At 68.9% G+C, this 16,395-nt stretch carries 15 protein-coding genes; 8 read left to right on the forward strand and 7 right to left on the reverse strand.

Features of this window, described 5'->3' with window-relative positions:
* Positions 1-97: 97 nt before the first annotated feature.
* Both AC1RNC_RS11545 and AC1RNC_RS11550 read right to left on the reverse strand, forming a co-directional pair.
* Complete coding sequence (locus AC1RNC_RS11545) at positions 98-862, reverse strand: SDR family oxidoreductase (protein WP_492886329.1); 765 nt, start codon at positions 860-862, stop codon at positions 98-100.
* A gap of 125 nt (positions 863-987) precedes the next feature.
* Complete coding sequence (locus AC1RNC_RS11550) at positions 988-1,908, reverse strand: alpha/beta fold hydrolase (RefSeq protein WP_492886331.1); 921 nt, start codon at positions 1,906-1,908, stop codon at positions 988-990.
* 203 nt (positions 1,909-2,111) lie between these two features.
* Here AC1RNC_RS11550 and AC1RNC_RS11555 point away from each other — a divergent pair, with 203 nt between their 5' ends.
* Positions 2,112-2,603 carry an SRPBCC family protein gene (locus AC1RNC_RS11555; RefSeq protein WP_492886333.1) on the forward strand — a complete coding sequence of 164 codons (492 nt, stop codon included), beginning with the start codon at positions 2,112-2,114 and terminating at the stop codon, positions 2,601-2,603.
* A 7-nt stretch (positions 2,604-2,610) separates the two neighbouring features.
* Here the strand turns inward: AC1RNC_RS11555 and AC1RNC_RS11560 are convergent, their stop codons facing one another.
* Positions 2,611-3,363: an extensin-like domain-containing protein gene (locus AC1RNC_RS11560; protein ID WP_492886335.1), complete on the reverse strand. Its 753-nt coding sequence runs from the start codon at positions 3,361-3,363 to the stop codon at positions 2,611-2,613.
* Between the two features lie 127 nt (positions 3,364-3,490).
* Between AC1RNC_RS11560 and AC1RNC_RS11565 the strand changes: the two genes are divergently transcribed.
* Positions 3,491-4,867, forward strand: coding sequence for an MFS transporter (locus AC1RNC_RS11565; protein ID WP_492886573.1), 1,377 nt, complete (start codon positions 3,491-3,493; stop codon positions 4,865-4,867).
* On the opposite strand, the gene AC1RNC_RS11570 is transcribed toward AC1RNC_RS11565, so the two are convergent.
* On the reverse strand, positions 4,864-6,852 hold the full coding sequence (locus tag AC1RNC_RS11570) for a methylmalonyl-CoA mutase family protein (RefSeq protein ID WP_492886337.1): 1,989 nt from the start codon (positions 6,850-6,852) through the stop codon (positions 4,864-4,866). The genes AC1RNC_RS11565 and AC1RNC_RS11570 overlap by 4 nt on opposite strands.
* 93 nt (positions 6,853-6,945) lie before the next feature.
* The gene (locus tag AC1RNC_RS11575; protein ID WP_492886575.1) at positions 6,946-7,677 is read right to left on the reverse strand and encodes an enoyl-CoA hydratase/isomerase family protein; all 732 of its coding nucleotides are present in this window, start codon (positions 7,675-7,677) and stop codon (positions 6,946-6,948) included.
* A gap of 199 nt (positions 7,678-7,876) precedes the next feature.
* On the opposite strand from AC1RNC_RS11575, the gene ccrA reads away from it, so the two are divergent.
* The 4 genes from ccrA (at position 7,877) to AC1RNC_RS11595 (ending at position 12,718) form a co-directional block, all read left to right on the forward strand.
* Positions 7,877-9,163 (forward strand): crotonyl-CoA carboxylase/reductase, encoded by a 1,287-nt coding sequence (gene ccrA / locus AC1RNC_RS11580; protein WP_492837199.1) that lies wholly within the window; start codon positions 7,877-7,879, stop codon positions 9,161-9,163.
* 96 nt (positions 9,164-9,259) lie between these two features.
* Positions 9,260-10,735, forward strand: coding sequence for a M20 family peptidase (locus tag AC1RNC_RS11585; RefSeq protein WP_492886339.1), 1,476 nt, complete (start codon positions 9,260-9,262; stop codon positions 10,733-10,735).
* Positions 10,736-10,907: 172 nt separating this feature from the next.
* A complete protein-coding gene (locus AC1RNC_RS11590; protein WP_492886341.1) occupies positions 10,908-12,035 on the forward strand; it encodes a Rieske 2Fe-2S domain-containing protein in 1,128 nt (375 codons plus the stop codon).
* 164 nt (positions 12,036-12,199) lie between these two features.
* On the forward strand, positions 12,200-12,718 hold the full coding sequence (locus tag AC1RNC_RS11595; RefSeq protein ID WP_492886343.1) for a CPBP family glutamic-type intramembrane protease: 519 nt from the start codon (positions 12,200-12,202) through the stop codon (positions 12,716-12,718).
* A 104-nt stretch (positions 12,719-12,822) separates the two neighbouring features.
* Here the strand turns inward: AC1RNC_RS11595 and AC1RNC_RS11600 are convergent, their stop codons facing one another.
* Complete coding sequence (locus AC1RNC_RS11600; RefSeq protein ID WP_492886345.1) at positions 12,823-13,380, reverse strand: SH3 domain-containing protein; 558 nt, start codon at positions 13,378-13,380, stop codon at positions 12,823-12,825.
* 213 nt (positions 13,381-13,593) lie between these two features.
* On the opposite strand from AC1RNC_RS11600, the gene AC1RNC_RS11605 reads away from it, so the two are divergent.
* On the forward strand, positions 13,594-13,929 hold the full coding sequence (locus AC1RNC_RS11605; protein ID WP_492886347.1) for a DUF2322 family protein: 336 nt from the start codon (positions 13,594-13,596) through the stop codon (positions 13,927-13,929).
* Positions 13,930-13,935: 6 nt separating this feature from the next.
* On the opposite strand, the gene AC1RNC_RS11610 is transcribed toward AC1RNC_RS11605, so the two are convergent.
* Entirely contained in the window at positions 13,936-14,562 is a 627-nt protein-coding gene (locus AC1RNC_RS11610) for a glutathione S-transferase family protein (RefSeq protein ID WP_492886349.1), read from the reverse strand.
* Between the two features lie 107 nt (positions 14,563-14,669).
* Here AC1RNC_RS11610 and AC1RNC_RS11615 point away from each other — a divergent pair, with 107 nt between their 5' ends.
* Positions 14,670-16,364: an acyl-CoA dehydrogenase family protein gene (locus tag AC1RNC_RS11615; RefSeq protein WP_492886351.1), complete on the forward strand. Its 1,695-nt coding sequence runs from the start codon at positions 14,670-14,672 to the stop codon at positions 16,362-16,364.
* The last annotated feature ends 31 nt before the right edge of the window (positions 16,365-16,395 follow it).

The raw sequence follows: 16,395 nt of genomic DNA on the forward strand, positions 1-16,395 counted from the left end.
TCCGGTTCCCTGGAGACTACGGCCACCCTTCGAGGCGATAGATGTAGGACCAGTTAAGCTTGTCGCTGGGATTGAGCGACTTCGGGTTCGTCCCCGCTCAAATGGTCGCCCCGCCATCCACCACCAGCGCCTGGCCGGTCATGAAGCTGCCGGCCTTGGAGGCGAGATAGACCGCCGCCCCGGCCAGCTCGTCCGGCTCGCCGATCCGGCGCAGCGGTACGGCGGTCGTGGCGCGCTTCAGGGTCTCGGGGTTCTCCCAAAGCGCCCGGGCGAAGTCGGTCTTGATCAGGCCCGGCGCGATGCAGTTGACCCGCACGTTGTCCGGCCCGAACTCGTGCGCCAGGTTGCGGGCCAGCTGGAAGTCGGCGGCCTTAGAGATGTTGTAGGCCCCGATGATGGCGTTGCCGCGCAGGCCGCCGATCGACGAGACGATGATGATCGCGCCGTCCTTCCGCTCCCGCATCTCCGGCGCGACCATGCCGATCAGCCAGTGATTGCTGATGATGTTGTTGTCCAGGATCTTGCGGAACTGGTCATCGCTGATCCCGGCCAGCGGACCATAGTAGGGATTGCTGGCGGCGTTGCAGACGCAGATGTCGACCTGGCCGAAGACCTTGCGAGTCTGGTCGACGAGGTGCTGGAGATCCTCCTTCGAGGCGATATTGGCCGGAACCGCGATGGCCGTCCCCGGTCCGTGTTTGGCGTTGAGCGCGGCGGCGACCTCCTCGCACGGTTCCAGCTTGCGCGAGGAGATCACCACCTTGGCCCCGTGCTCGGCCATCCGCTCGGCGATCGCCTTGCCGATGCCGCGCGAGGACCCGGTGATGATCGCCACCTTGCCGGTCAGGTCGAAGAGGTTCATCGCGCCACCCTAAACGTTTGTTTGAATTTGAGCTCAAACTGGCGGGAAGCCGGCGATGGGTCAAGCGATCCTGTCATCCCGGCTCTCGGCGGCGCCGCGGCCGGGAAGACAGGGAACGGGCGATCCTAGTCCAGGAACCCCGTGATGATCGCCGTGGTCGCGGCGGGTTGTTCCTCCATCACCCAGTGCCCGGAGTCGGGCAGCACCTTGGCCGTCACGTCGCTGGCCACGAAGCGCAGCACCTCGGCCTGGCGCTCGCCGAACGAGTGGTCGGCGCCGACCGCCAGCACCGGCATGGGCAGCTTGCCCTTGGCGGCGAAGGCCTGGTTGTCGACGGCGTCCTGAGTGAAGGCCTTGAACTGCTCGAAGGCCGAATGCATCGCGCCGGGGCGGGCGTAGAGCGCCGCGTAGTGCTGGCGGGTCTCTTCCGTGATCGAGGCCGGCTTGAACGACAGCCCGTTGTAGAAGCGGTCCAGATAGATGCGCTCGCGGCCGGCGACCAGGCGCTCCATGTCCGGGCCGCGGAAGTTGAAGTGCCACAGCATCGGCAGCTTCAGGATTTCGTCCCAGGGGCCGATGCCCGGCAGCGGAGCGTCGATCACCACCCACTTGGTGATGCGATCGGGATGCTCGGCGGCCAGGGCGTAGCCGACCATGTTGCCGATGTCGTGGGTGACCAGCTGGGCCTTCTGGACCTTCAGGGCGTCCATCACCGCGGCGATGTCCTCGCCTTGCGTCTTCTTGTCGTAGCCGCCTTCCGGATGGGCCGACAGGCCCATGCCGCGCAGGTCGGGCACGATGACCGTGTGGGTCTTGGCCAGCTCCCTGGCCGCCGGAGCCCACATGTCGCCGGTGTCGGCGAAGCCGTGCAGCAGCACCACCGCCGGACCCGTCCCGCCGACGCGGACGTGCAGGGTCGTGCCGTTGGCGGCGATGTCGCTGGCCTTGAAGCCGGCGGGGAACGGCTCGACCGCATGGGCCGAGGTCGTGGCGAACAGGGTCGAGACAGTCAGGGCGGCGAGCGCGCCGGCGAGCTTGCGGGTCATGGTCTTATCCTTGGCGGGTCGGACCGTCCGACCGTTGACGGCGACCATCCGTCTTTCGGACCCGCGCCTCTGTGCTGGAGTCGCCGGGATTTGGCGAATTCAACCACGGAACATCGTTCTTTGGAATTTTTAGCGACCGATGTCGGGACGCCTGGATCGCGCCCGTCCTTGCGGCGAGACTTCGGATCAACAGGAGACGCTCAATGCCGCTCGACACCGCCCACGCCGCCGACTTCCCCGCTGACCGCGAACTCGTCCTTGAACGGATCATCGATGCGCCGCGCGAGAAGCTCTACGCGTGCTGGACCACGCCGGAGCTGATGCCGCAATGGTTCTGCCCCAAGCCCTGGACCGTCTCCAATGTCCGCATGGATGTCCGCACCGGCGGCAACACCTATCTGGAGATGAACGGGCCGAACGGCGAGGTCGTGCCGCAGCCGGGCGTCTATCTGGAAGTGATCCCCAACGAGAAGATCGTCTTCACCGACGCCTTCACCGAAACTTGGAAGCCCTCGGCCAAGCCGTTCATGGTGGCCACCGTCACCCTCGAGGACCTGGGCGACGGCAAAACCCGCTACCGCGCCGTGGCCCGCCACTGGACCGCCGAGGACAAGACCGCCCACGAGCAGATGGGTTTCCACGAAGGCTGGGGGATCGTGGCGGATCAGCTGGCGGCGCTGGCGGCCACGCTCTGACGCCCCTTCACGAACACTTCGTCCACCCGCTCATATCCAGGTGGAAGTGGTCGCGGTGCTCGGCGTTGTAGTCCGGGCTCAGCGTGGTCAGGAACACCCGGCAGGCGCCGTCGCGCACTCGCCGCAGGAACTGGCCGCGCGGACCCGGATCGGTCCAGTCCGACGCCACGCTGACGACCTGGCCGTCGATCAGCCGGAAGCCGGCGATGTCGATGGCGTCGGCGCGGGCGTGCTCGCTGACCGGCCCATCCTTCTGGCCGTACATCCGCCGGCAAGCATAGCTGCCATAGTGCTCGATGCCCACGACGCCCTGGCCCAGCAGTTCGTCGGCGGCCGGCTGCACGACCTGGCGCTCCCAGATGGTCAGGGCCAGGGCCTCCTTGCAGGCCAGCGGCGCCTCGGCCGGCTCCAGCCTGGCCAGGCCCGACCGCAGCAGGACCGCGTCGCGCAGTTCGCAGAACTCGCCCTCCGCGCGTTCGGGAACCTCGGCATAGACAACCCCGGCCTTGGCCATGATCCCGCGACACAGCTTGGGGTCGGCCCCGGCCCGCGCCGCCTTGACCCGGGTGGCCAGGCCCACCGGATCGACGACGCTGAGCGGCTTCCACGGCAGGTGCTGATCAGGGATCTTCCGCTCGGCCACGAAGGTCATCAGCAGCACGATCAGCCACAGGATGACGAGGCCGGCGTAACGGGCCAGGCGCGCCCGATGACGGACCTCGTGCTCGATGCGCGGATTGTGCGGAACGCGATAGCGCATGGAACTGGGAAAGCGCCCCGAAGGAAAAGGTTAACGCCGGTCACCAAGCACGACCAAGGCGACGGGTTCAACCGTCAACGCTCCGCCGGGCTTGGCTAGGACGCGGAAAAAGGCCATGTGCCCGGGCATGAACACGCCCGCCTCCTCCGGGCGCCTGGTCGACAAGACCCTGGCGCCGCGCTTCGCCCTGCTGTGCCTGGGCATCTGGCTGAACGCCGCCGACACCCTGGTGACGGCGACGATCATGCCCAGCGTCGCCAACGAGATCGGCGGCTACCAGTATTTCGGCTGGTCGGTGGCGGCCTATCTGACCGGCTCGATCGTCGCCGGGGCCTGTTCGGGCAAGCTTTCCATGGCGCTGGGCCTGCGCACCGCCACGGCCTTGACGGGCCTCGTCTACGCCATCGGCTGCGCGATGAGCGCCCTGGCGCCGGAGTTCGTCACCTTCATCCTGGGCCGCCTGATCCAGGGCCTGGGCGCGGGCGCGGTCGTGGCCCTCTGCTACGTCGCCATCACCGCCCTTTTCCCCGAAAGCCTGTGGCCGCGGGTCTATGGCGCGGTGGCGGGGATCTGGGGCGCGGCGACCCTGCTGGGCCCGCTGCTGGGCGGACTGTTCGCCGCCGCCGGCTTCTGGCGCGGAGCGTTCTGGCTGTTCGTGGTCCAAGCGATCATCTTCGTCGGCGCGGTGATGGTCATGCTGCCGGCCGACAAGAACGAAAAGGGTCAGAGCCGCATTCCCAGCCTGCAGCTCTTCCTGCTGGTGGTCGGCGTCAGCCTGATCGGCGCGGCCGGCGTCGTGGCCTCGCCGCGATGGGCGATCGGCCTGGCGATCGGCGGCGTCATCGGCATGGCCGCCATGCTGGCCGCCAACGCCAGGACCCACCACCGCCTGCTGCCCCGAACGGCGGCCGACCTGCGCACCGCCACGGGCCTCGGCTTGCTGACCATCTTCGCCTGCGAGGCGGCCGTGATCGGCTTCACCGTCTATGGCCCGGCCTTCATCCAGGTCATTCACCATGCCTCGCCCCTGACGGCGGGCTATGTCACCGGCGCGATCGCGGCCGGCTGGACGCTGTGCGCCATGCTGGTCGGCCACACGCCGGCCGAGAAAGACGGTCGCCTGGTCCGCCTGGGGGCCGGGGTGATCCTGCTCGGCGCCACCCTCTCGGCTTGGGCCGTGCCGCGCGGAACCTTGATGGAGATCGCCGCCGCCTTTTGCGTTCTCGGCGCCGGCTTTGGCCTCTGCCACGCCTTCATCGCCCGCCGCGCCATCGCCGCTGTCCCGGCCGAGGAACAGGCCACGGCTTCCGGCGCCGTCCCCACCGCCCAGTTGATCGGCGGCGCCGCCGGCTCGGCCGGCGCGGGCGCGATCGCCAACGTCCTCGGCTTCAGCCACGGCGTCGACCTGGCCCTGGCCCCGACCAACGGCCCGTTGCTGTTCGGCGCGTTCCTGCCGCTGGCCGTGGTCGGGTTCGCCGCGGCCTGGCGGCTGGGGCGAGCCTAGGCCCGCTCCAGCGCCGTCGCCTCCACCAACCGCACCACATCGCCCATGATCTCGGTGATCTTGAAGTCCTTGGGCGTGTAGATCCGCGCCACGCCCATCTGCTTGAGGATCAGGGCGTCGGCGTCGGGGATGATGCCGCCGACCACGACGGGGATATCGCCCAGGCCCTCGGCGCGCATCACGCGGATGACCTCCTGCACCAGGTCCAGGTGCGAGCCCGACAGGATCGACAGGCCGACCACGTGAGCGCGACTTTCCTTGGCGCGGCGGACGATCTCTTCGGGCGTCGAGCGGATGCCGTCATAGACCACCTCCATCCCGCAGGCGCGGGCGCGGGTGGCGATCTGCTCGGCGCCGTTGGAGTGGCCGTCCAGGCCCGGCTTGCCGACCAGGTAGGTGAGCGTGCGGCCCAGCAGTTGCGAGACGCGCTCGACCTCGGCCTTCACCGCCTCGACATCCTCGGCCTCGCCGGTCGAGACCACCACCGCCACGCCGGTCGGGCCGCGATATTCGCCGAACACCGCGCGCAGGGCCCCGGCCCATTCGCCGGTGGTGACACCGGCCTTGGCGGCGACGATCGAGGGCTCCATGACATTGCGGCCGTCGCGGGCGGCGGCCTGCAGGTCGGCCAGCGCCGCTTGCACGGCGCCGTCGTCGCGGGCTTCGCGCCAAGCCTTGAGGCGGGCGACCACATCGGCCTCCAGGCGCGGGTCGACCGTCTCGATCGAGCCCTCCCCGGCCGACAGCGGCGAAACCTCGGTGTCCGTCCAGCGGTTGACGCCCACGACGGTCAGGTCGCCGGTCTCGACCGAGCGCACCCGCCTGGCGTTGGAGCCAACCAGCTCGGTCTTCATGTAGTCGATGGCGTTCTGCGCCCCGCCCATCGCGTCGATCAGGGCCAGCTGCTCCAGCGCCCCCTTCGACAGCTCGGCGACCTTGGCCTCGACCACGTGTGAGCCGTCGAACAGGTCCTCGTATTCCAAGAGGTCGGTCTCGTAGGCCAGCACCTGTTGCAGCCGCAGCGACCACTGCTGATCCCATGGACGCGGCAGACCCAGGGCCTCGTTCCAGGCCGGCAGCTGCAGGGCCCGGCAGCGGGCGTCCTTGCTGAGCGTGACGGCCAGGGCCTCGATCAGGATACGGTAGACGTTGTTCTCGGGCTGCTGCTCGGTCAGGCCCAGGCTGTTGACCTGCACCCCGTAGCGGAAGCGGCGGGCCTTCTTGTCCTGCACGCCGTAGCGTTCCAGCAGGATCTGGTCCCACAGCTTGGTGAAGCTGCGCATCTTGCACAGCTCGGTGACGAACCGCACGCCGGCGTTGACGAAGAAGCTGATCCGCGAGGCGACGATCTCGAAGTCCTCATCCGGCACCTGGCCGCCGGCCTTGACCGTGTCGAGCACCGAGATGGCGGTGGCCAGGGCGAAGGCCAGCTCCTGCTCCGGCGTCGCGCCCGCCTCCTGCAGGTGGTAGCTGCAGACGTTCATCGGGTTCCACTTGGGAACCTCGCGATAGCACCAGGCGATCATGTCGCCGATCAGCCGCAGGCTCGGCCCCGGCGGGAAGATGTAGGTGCCGCGCGACAGATACTCCTTGATCAGATCATTCTGCGTCGTGCCCTGCAGCAGGGCCCGATCCGCCCCCTGCTCGTCGGCCAGCGCCACGTACATCGCCAGCAGCCAGGCGGCCGGGGCGTTGATGGTCATGGAGGTGTTCATCTTCTCCAGCGGGATCTCGCTGAAGAGCTGGCGCATGTCGCCCAGATGGCTGATCGGCACCCCGACCTTGCCGACCTCGCCCCGCGCCAGGATGTGGTCGGGGTCATAGCCCGTCTGTGTGGGCAGGTCGAAGGCCACCGACAGCCCCGTCTGGCCGCGCGCCAGATTGGCCCGATAGAGCGCGTTGGACTTCTCCGCCGTCGAGTGACCGGCATAGGTGCGGAAGATCCACGGCGGATCGGGCGCATGCTGGTACGGCGTCGAGGACATGGCGGGCTCCCGGGGGCGGCTCTGGCGGCCTTACTTACCGGTGATCATGAGCCGGGATTTGCTGCGACGCAATATGCAGTTCGCGGGTGCGAACTAACGCCCCTCGAACACCGTCGCCCGCTTGGCCATGAACGCCGCCCGCGCCTCGGCATGGTCGGCGCTCGCCGCGAGGCTAGGCGTCTCCGCCTCCGTCGTCGACACCCCCGACGCCACGCGCTTGGTCGCCTGCACGGCCAGCGGCGCGCGCGAGGCGATGACCCGCGCCATCGCCAGCGCCGCGTCCAGCAACCCCTCGGCCGGATGGACCTCCGCCACAACCCCGTCCGCCAGCGCCCGCGCCGGGTCGAACGGCGCGCCCGTCAGCAGGTGGGGCTTGGCGCGGCTTTCGCCGATCAGACGCGTCAGGCGCTCGGCCGAGGCGGTCAGCCCCATCCGCACCGCCGAGCAGGCGAAGCTGGCGCGGTCGCTGGCCAGGCGGATGTCGGCGGCCAGGGCCAGCTCCAGCCCGCCGCCGATGCACCAGCCATCCACCGCCGCGATCACCGGGACGCGGCAGGCCGCCACGCGATCGCACATGTCGAGGAAGTGCAGGATCGCCGCGCTCTGGGTCGGGACGTCGCGCGACAGCGACTCGGCCAGATCGTCTCCAGTGCAGAACGCGCCGTTGCGGCCGGTCAGCACCACGACGCGCACCGCCCGGTCGGCCTCGATGGCGGCGAAGGCCTCCAGCAGCCGCGCCCGCTCGGCCATGGCCAGGACGTTGGCCGGCGCGGTGTCCAGTTCGACGAGGGCGATGGCGGGGTGCGGATGCGACAGGTGGATCATGCCGCCACCGTGGCCCGGCGCGTCGGCGCCGGCAACCTTCCCCAACGCGATGCTGCGACGCACAAGATTCCGCTTGCCAGTTTCAAACAGTTGTCTCAGCCTTGCTCGGGAGACCCGAAAACAAGCGGGCGCGCATAGCCGAGTTTGGCCCTCATGCGTTGTTGCAGCGCGAAAGACGGCCAAGGAATGGGGAGTGGAGATGACGACCGCGACGCTCGAGACGTCTGAAACGCCGGTCCTGAAGGACCTCTACGAGATCGGCGAGATCCCGCCGGCCTTCCATGTCCCGAAGACCATGTACGCCTGGAGCATCCGCAAGGAGCGCCACGGCAAGCCGACCCAGGCCATGCAGGTCGAGGTCGTGCCCACCTGGGAGATCGGCGAGGACGAGGTGCTGGTCCTCGTGATGGCCGCCGGCGTCAACTACAACGGCGTCTGGGCCGCCCTGGGCGAGCCGATCAGCGTGCTGGACGCCCACAAGCAGCCCTATCACATCGCCGGCAGCGACGCCTCGGGCATCGTCTGGGCGGTGGGCAAGAAGGTCAAGCGCTGGAAGCTGGGCGATGAGGTCGTCATCCACTGCAACCAGGACGACGGCGACGACGAGGAGTGCAACGGCGGCGACCCGATGTTCTCGCCCAGCCAGCGCATCTGGGGCTACGAGACGCCGGACGGCAGCTTCGCCCAGTTCTGCCGGGTGCAGTCGCGCCAGCTGATGCCGCGCCCCAAGCACCTGACCTGGGAAGAGAGCGCCTGCTACACCCTGACCCTGGCCACCGCCTACCGCATGCTGTTCGGCCACAAGCCGCATGAGCTGAAGCCCGGCCAGAACGTGCTGGTCTGGGGCGCGTCGGGCGGGCTGGGCGTCTTCGCCGTGCAGCTGGCCGCCGTGGCCGGGGCCAACGCCATCGGCGTGGTCTCGTCCGAGGACAAGCGCGAGTTCGTGCTGTCGATGGGCGCCAAGGCGGTGCTGAACCGCAACGAGTTCAACTGCTGGGGCCAGCTGCCCAAGGTCAACGGCCCCGAGTTCACCGACTACATGAAGGAGAGCCGCAAGTTCGGGAAGGCGATCTGGCAGATCACCGGCAACCGCGACGTGGACCTGGTGTTCGAGCACCCGGGCGAGGCGACGTTCCCGGTCTCGGTGTTCGTGGTCAAGCGCGGCGGCATGGTCGCCATCTGCGCCGGCACCAGCGGCTTCAACCTGACCATGGACGCCCGCTTCCTGTGGATGCGCCAGAAGCGCGTGCAGGGCAGCCACTTCGCCAACCTGATGCAGGCCTCGGCGGCCAACCAGTTGGTCATCGACCGCCGCGTCGACCCGTGCCTGTCGGAGGTCTTCCCCTGGAACGACATCCCCGCCGCCCACGAGAAGATGCTGGCCAACCAGCACCTGCCGGGGAACATGGCCGTGCTGGTCTGCGCGCAGCGGCCGGGCCTGCGGACGTTCGAGGAGGTGCAGGAGCTGAGCGAAGGGGCGGCCTGACCTCAAGGCTCCCCAACGGCGCCATTGCCAGCCGCGCCCGCCCGACGCACAGTCGCCTCCAACAAGTGTTCGGCCAAAGCGCCTGGGGAGTGACGGATGGGTGTCGGGGGTAAGGTCGCGCTGACGGCCGTGGGTCTGGTCCTGGCCGTGACGGCCGTGGTCGCGGTGCGGACCGCCACCTTCAAGGCGCCGGCCGTGGTGGATCCCGCCAGCGTCAAGCTGGCCGCCGCGCGTCCGGTGGACGTCAACAGGGTCGCCGGCCACTTGGCGCAGGCCGTCCGCTTCCAGACCATCAGCCACCAGGACAGGGCCGAGGACCAGCCGGCCGAGTGGGACAAGCTGCACGCCTGGCTGCAGGCGACCTATCCGGAAGCCCACAAGGTCATGACCCGCGAGGTCGTGGCCGAGCACACCCTGGTCTACACCTGGCCCGGCTCGAACCCGGCCCTGCCGCCGATCGTGCTGATGGCCCACCAGGACGTGGTGCCGGTCACCCCGGGCAGCGAGGGCCAGTGGACCCATCCGCCGTTCGACGGCGTGGTGGCCGACGGCGCGGTCTGGGGCCGAGGCTCGATCGACGACAAGGGCTCTCTGGTCACCCTGTTCGAGGCGATCGACGCGGTGGCCGCCAGCGGCTTCAAGCCCGTGCGCACCGTCATCGTCGTCAGCGGCCATGACGAGGAGGTGCGTGGCGTGGGCGCTCGCGCCGCCGCGGCGCTGCTGAAGTCGCGCGACATCAAGGCCCAGTTCGTGCTGGACGAGGGCATGGCCGTGGTCGCCGACCATCCTGTCACCGGCAAGCCCGCCGCCATCATCGGCACGGCCGAGAAGGGCTATGGCACCATGAAGGTCGTGGCCCCCGCGGTCGGCGGCCACTCCTCGGCCCCGCCGGCCGACGGCGGCGGCGTCGTCACCCTGGCCAAGGCGGTGCAGGCGATCGACGAGCACCAGGCGCCGATGAAGTTCCAGGGCCCCGGCGCCGACATGCTGAAGGCCATCGCCCCGCACGCTTCGCCCGTGGTCAAGGTCTTCGCGGCCAACACCTGGCTGTTCGCGCCGCTGCTGGTGAAGGTCACGGCCAAGACGCCCGCGGGCGCGGCCATGCTGCACACCACCATCGCCCCGACCATGCTGAAGGGCTCGCCCAAGGAAAACGTCCTGCCGCAGGACGCCACCGCCTGGATCAACTACCGCATCGCGCCGGGCGACAGCTCGGCCAAAGTCATGGCGCGGGCCAAGGACGCGGTCGGCAAACTGCCGGTCGAGCTCAGCTGGACCAAAACCGACGAGCCCTCGCCGATCTCCTCGACCAGCTCCGACGCCTGGAAGACCCTGGCGGGCCTGGCGGCGGACGAGAGCAAGGCTCCGGTGGTGCCCGGCCTGGTCACCGCCGGCACCGACAGCCGCTACCTGACCGGCGTGGCCAGCGACGTCTACCGCTTCCAGCCGCTGGTGCTGAAGGTCGACGAGACCAAGATCATCCACGGCACCGACGAACACATCAGCCTGGACAATGTCGGGCGAATGGTGCGCTTCTATCAGCGCCTGGTGGAGACCGCCGCGTCGCGGTGAGCCCGTCGGGCAGGGCGTGAGTTTGGGGGAACTCGGTTGGGCGCGCCTGGCGGTGGGAGACCGTCCAGGCTTCTGGCTGACGCTTTTCTGAGTCCAAGCACGGATGTCGCAATCGGCTGCGACACTGCGCCTCAAGTTACAGCGTTCACCCAAGCCCGCTAGAAACCCTCGCATGCCCGACGACGTTCCGCTCCTGAAGGCCAAGCCCGGCGCCAGTCCAGCCAAGCAGCCCCTTGGCGACAAGTTCGGCGAAGGCTTCGTCTGGGACGCCTGGTACGTCGCCGCCCTGTCGCCCGACCTTAAGCCGGGCAGGATGGAGAAGCGGGAGTATCTGGCCGAGCCGGTGCTGCTGGGCCGTACCCGGGCGGGCGAGGTCTACGCCATTCGCGACATCTGCCCCCATCGCGCCGCCGCCCTCTCGGCCGGCCGCGTCCACCGCGAGGCCGACGGGACCGAAAGCGTCGAGTGCCCCTATCACGGCTGGCGCTTCGGGCCGGACGGCGCGTGCAAGTCGATCCCGTCCCTGACCGCCGACAGCGACTTCGACATCTCCAAGGTGCGGGTGCGTAAGTATCCCACCGTCGAGCAGCAGGGCATGGTCTGGATCTGGATGTCGTCGGACCCGCGCTTCGACGGCCAGCCGCCCGAGCCGCCGCCGACCATCCCCGGGATCGTGGGCGGCAAGCCCAAGCTGGTCGACCATCTGGACTACGACATCCACATCGACCACGCCGTGCTGGGCCTGATCGACCCAGCCCACGGACCGTTCGTGCACCAGCAATGGTGGTGGCGGACCAAGACCAGCCAGCACGAGAAGAAGAAGACCTTCAGCCCGTCCGAGGCCGGCTTCACCATGGTGCGGCATGAGCCGTCCAAGAACTCCAAGGCCTACGCCATCCTGGGCGGCGAACCGCTGACCGAGATCACCTTCCGCCTGCCGGGGCTGCGCTGGGAGCATGTGACGGTCGGCGACAAGCAGGTGCTGGCCCTGTCGGCCATGACGCCGATCAACGCCCACAAGACCCGGATGAATCAGATCATGTGGTCGGATCACTGGGCGTTCACGGCGCTCTATCCGATCATCCGCGTGGCCGCCCGCGCCTTCCTGCGCCAGGACGGCGCCATCGTCGCGGCCCAGACGCCGGGGCTGCGACAGAACCCGCCGCTGATGTGGGTGGGTGACGCCGACCAGCAGGCCCGCTGGTACCACCAGTGCAAGCGCGAGTGGGCCGCCAGCCGGAAAGGGGGCCGGGCGTTCGTCAATCCGGTGAAGGATCAGACGCTGCGGTGGCGGACCTAGCCCCCAAAACACCGTCATTCCCGCCCTTGTGGCGGGAACCCCTGGGTCAGCTGACACGTGAGATGCAAGCGGACTGCTCAGCAGTCCGCCCCCTCCACACCTGCGGCGGATAGAGGGGTTCCCGCCACAAGGGCGGGAATGACGAACGAGAGGAGGGCTTGGGAATGACGCTGAGTCTGACGATCTACCGCCACCGCCTCCTCACCAGCCTCAGCACCCTGCCGTCCCCGCGCGGCTGGCTGTTCTGCCTCGCCGTCTCCGCCGCCACCCTGGCGCCGATGATGGCCATCGGCTTCGTCACCGGCCTCTACCGCCTGCAGCCGACCGAACCGGGCCTCGCCCTGCGGATGCTGGTGGTGTTCCTCATCCCCGCCCTCGGCGAGGAGATCCCGTTCCGGGGTATGCTGACGCCCGGCCCCAACGGAAGCGCCCGCCCGAGGCTGGAGATCGCCGTCTCCACCGGCCTCTATACGCTCTGGCACGTCGTCGAGGGCCTGACCTTCCTGAAATCCGCCGCCTCGATCTTCCTCCGCCCCGACTTCCTGCTGTGCTGCGCCGTGCTGGGCCTGGGTTGCGCGGTGATGAAGCGCCAGACCGGCTCCCTCTGGCCGGCGGTGATCCTGCACTGGGCGCTGGTGGTGATCTGGCAGACCTGGCTGGGCGGGGTCAGCGCCCTCTCGTAACGCGCGCGAAAAAGCCCGTCCGGTCATGGGGGCGACCGAACGGGCTCTCCTCGAAGGCGCGGCCAGAGGGACGGAGCGGACGCGCCCCGAAACGCTAGGCCTGGTTAGGCGCGGTAGACGTACGCGCTGCTGACATAGCCGACGCCGACGCCGTCCTGGCCGACCAGGATCCACTTGCCGTCGCCGGTGCGGCCCAGGGCCTGGAAGGTCTCACCCGAGGCGACCGCGCCCAGGCGTTCACCGCGGGTCGAGGCGGAGGCGCGCAGGTTCAGGGTCGAACGGGCGACATACTTGCCCTTGGTCGCGATCAGCGGAGCGGCCTGGACGGTCTGGGCGTAGCGATAGCCGCCCGACTTGTAGATGCCGCCGACCTCCTGGGCCGCGTCCTTCTTCTGCATGCCGCAGCCGACCGCCGAACCGGCGCCCGCGCCGACCACGGCGCCGATGGCCGTGCCCGTGCCGCGATCGCCCTTGCCGGCGATCTTGTTGCCGGCCAGAGCGCCCAGCAGGCCGCCCACGACCGCGCCGACTTCCTGCTTGGAGCCCGAGGCCTTGCAGCCGACGACGCCGGCGCTGGCTTGCGGGGCGGCGGCCAGCGACAGAGCGGTGGCGGCGGCGCCCAGGGTCAGGGCGATGGTCTTGATCTTCGTCGAAATGGTCATGGTCTCATGTCCCTTTGAAGGTGTCCGGGGTCAGCAACCCCGTGAGACAGACCATGACAGGGTGAAGCTGAACGGTAGCGCGGACGGCTTCAGCAGATTTCGTTCATGTTGAAAAAAGTTCCGGGACCGGGCTTCGCGCCCCCCGTGGCGAACATCCGCGAGCGGTGCTACAGGCCCGCCCGCGATGGCTCAGGCAGTTGAGAAAAGCGGGCGATGATTCAACCGGGCGCGACGTTCAAGGACAACCTTCGGCGATTGCCGCCCATCGACGGCGTGCGGCGCATCGATCTCGTCGACGCCGACGGCGCCGTGGTCGCCAGCATCGAGAACCAGCCGGGCCAGCAAGGCTCGCTGGCCGTCTATCAGTATCTGAAGCAGCGCTTCGGCGCCCTGGACGCGCGGGCGGCCGAACAGGGCCTGATCGTGTTCGCCGAGCACACGGCGGATGCGCGCGAGCGCCCGGGCGCGCATCCGAATGTCGACCGCCTGCTGGCGATCGCCGCCGGCGGCGCTTCGCTGGAAATCGAAGTTATCGCCGTCGGCGGCTGAGCCGGCTTACGCCCCCAGAGCGTAAGGCCCGCTCTTGTCCAGCGCCGCCTTCCAGGCCGGGCGCGCGTGCATCCGCTCGATCCAGGCGGCCATGTTCGGATAGTCGGCGAGACGCCCCATGGCCTTGGCCACTTCAGGCACGAAGCTCATCTGGATGTCGGCGCCGGTCAGGGTCTCGCCGACGAAATATTCGCGCCCCGCCAGGTGGTCGTTGACGAACGCCAGGTGGTTGGCGATCTCGCCCTGGATGCGCGGGTGCAGCGGCGCGCCGGCCTCGCCCAGGCGGCCGACATACATGTTGAGCATCAGCGGCAGCATGGCCGAGCCCTCGGCATAGTGCAGCCACTGCTGGTAGCGGTCGTAGTCGGCGCTGGCCGGATCGGGGGCCAGGCGCCCCTCGGCATGACGGCGGATGACGTAGTCGATGATCGCGCCGGACTCGATGATCGTGAGATCCCCATCCACGATCACGGGCGACTTGCCCAGCGGATGGATGGCGGTCAGCGACGGCGGCGCCAGGCGGGTCTTGGGGTCACGGGTGTGAAAGACGATCTCGTAAGGGAGGTCTAGCTCCTCAAGCAGCCACAGGATCCGCTGCGAGCGCGACTCGTTCAGGTGGTGGACCGTCAGCATGGTTTCTTCCCCGATTTTTGAACCGCATGTTGCGCTGCGGCATTGCTCGCAGATGCGAAAGGCGTCAGGGTGAAAGAAAACAACTGTTTGGCGCAGGGGAGCAAGCCATGACCGATACGGTCAGCCGGAACACGACTGATACCTTGATCCTGCCGGGCCTGATCGGCCTGCTGCGCGAGGCCGCCGATGCGGCCCAGCTGTTCGTGGCCGAGGCCAAGCCGCAGGTGCTGGCCCACATCGCGCCGGACGGTGGCAAGATCGACCGCAAGCTGGCCGACGTCCACCAGCACCGAGTCCATGGCTATGGCTGGTACGCCGCCTATGCCGAGCTCCTGAACCAGGTCGCCGGCTGGGCCGAGCGGCTACAGGACGAGGGCCGGTTCGGCGAGATCGAGGCCCTGCTGGCCCAGCTGCTGTTCAGCGAATATTGCGCCCAACTGGTCGGCGGCGTGCCGATGAACCAGGGCGAGATCGTCCGCCCGGCCCATCTGGTCGAAGACCGGGCCGTGCTGAACCGGCTCTACTCCAACGGCCTGATGAAGCTGATGGTCGAGGGCGGCACGCAGGCCGTGAAGACCCGCGTCGCCCAGCGCCTGGCCGAGGCGCGCGGCCGCCCGACGCTGGAGCATACCGGTCTCGAAGAGACCTTCGAGATGATCCGCGACCAGTTCCACGCCTTCGCCGAGGAAAAGGTCACCCCCTTCGCCCACGAATGGCACCTGAAGGACCAGCTGATCCCGATCGAGCTGGTCGAGGAGCTGGGCGCCCTGGGCGTGTTCGGCCTGACCATCCCCGAGGAATATGGCGGCTCGGGCATGGGCAAGACCGCCATGTGCGTGGTCTCCGAGGAACTGTCGCGCGCCTGGATCGGCGTCGGCTCGCTGGCCACCCGCTCGGAGATCGCCGGCGAGCTGATCCTGACCGGCGGCACGGAAGAGCAGAAGCAGTACTGGCTGCCCCGCATCGCCAGCGCCGAGATCCTGCCGACCGCCGTCTTCACCGAGCCGAACACCGGCTCCGACCTGGGGTCCCTGCGCACCCGCGCGACGCTGGATGGCGAGAACTACGTCGTGACCGGGAACAAGACCTGGATCACCCACGCCGCCCGCGCCGACGTCATGACCCTGCTGGTCCGCACCGACCCGGCCACCACCGACTATCGCGGCCTCTCCATGCTGCTGGCGCCCAAGCCGCGCGGCGCCCCGGGCGATGACTTCCCTGCCCAGGGCATGAGCGGCGGCGAGATCGGGGTGATCGGCTATCGCGGCATGAAGGAATATGAGCTCGCCTTCGACGGCTTCACGGTCCCCGCCGAGAACCTGCTGGGCGGCGTCCCGGGCCAGGGCTTCAAACAGCTGATGGCCACCTTCGAGAGCGCCCGCATCCAGACCGCCGCCCGCGCCGTGGGCGTCGCGCAGGCGGCGCTGGAGACCGGCCTCGGCTATGCGCTCGACCGCCAGCAGTTCGGCCAGGCGATCTTCGAATTCCCGCGCGTGGCCAACAAGCTGGCCATGATGGCCGCCGAGATCATGGGCGTGCGCCAGCTGACCTACTACGCCGCCCGCCAGAAGGACGAGGGCAAGCGCTGCGACCTCGAGGCCGGCATGGCCAAGCTGATCGCCGCCCGCGTGGCCTGGGCGGCGGCGGACAACGCCCTGCAGATCCACGGCGGCAACGGCTTCGCCATGGAATATGCGGCGAGCCGCCTGCTGGCCGACGCCCGGATCCTCAACATCTTCGAGGGCGCGGGCGAGATTCAGGCCCAGGTGATCGCGCGCCGGCTTCTGGATGGCGGGAACTGAGGCTTGTCCATAGGCCGAGGCTCAGCTTAGC

The organism is Caulobacter sp. GW822-FHT01G02, assembly GCF_058802865.1.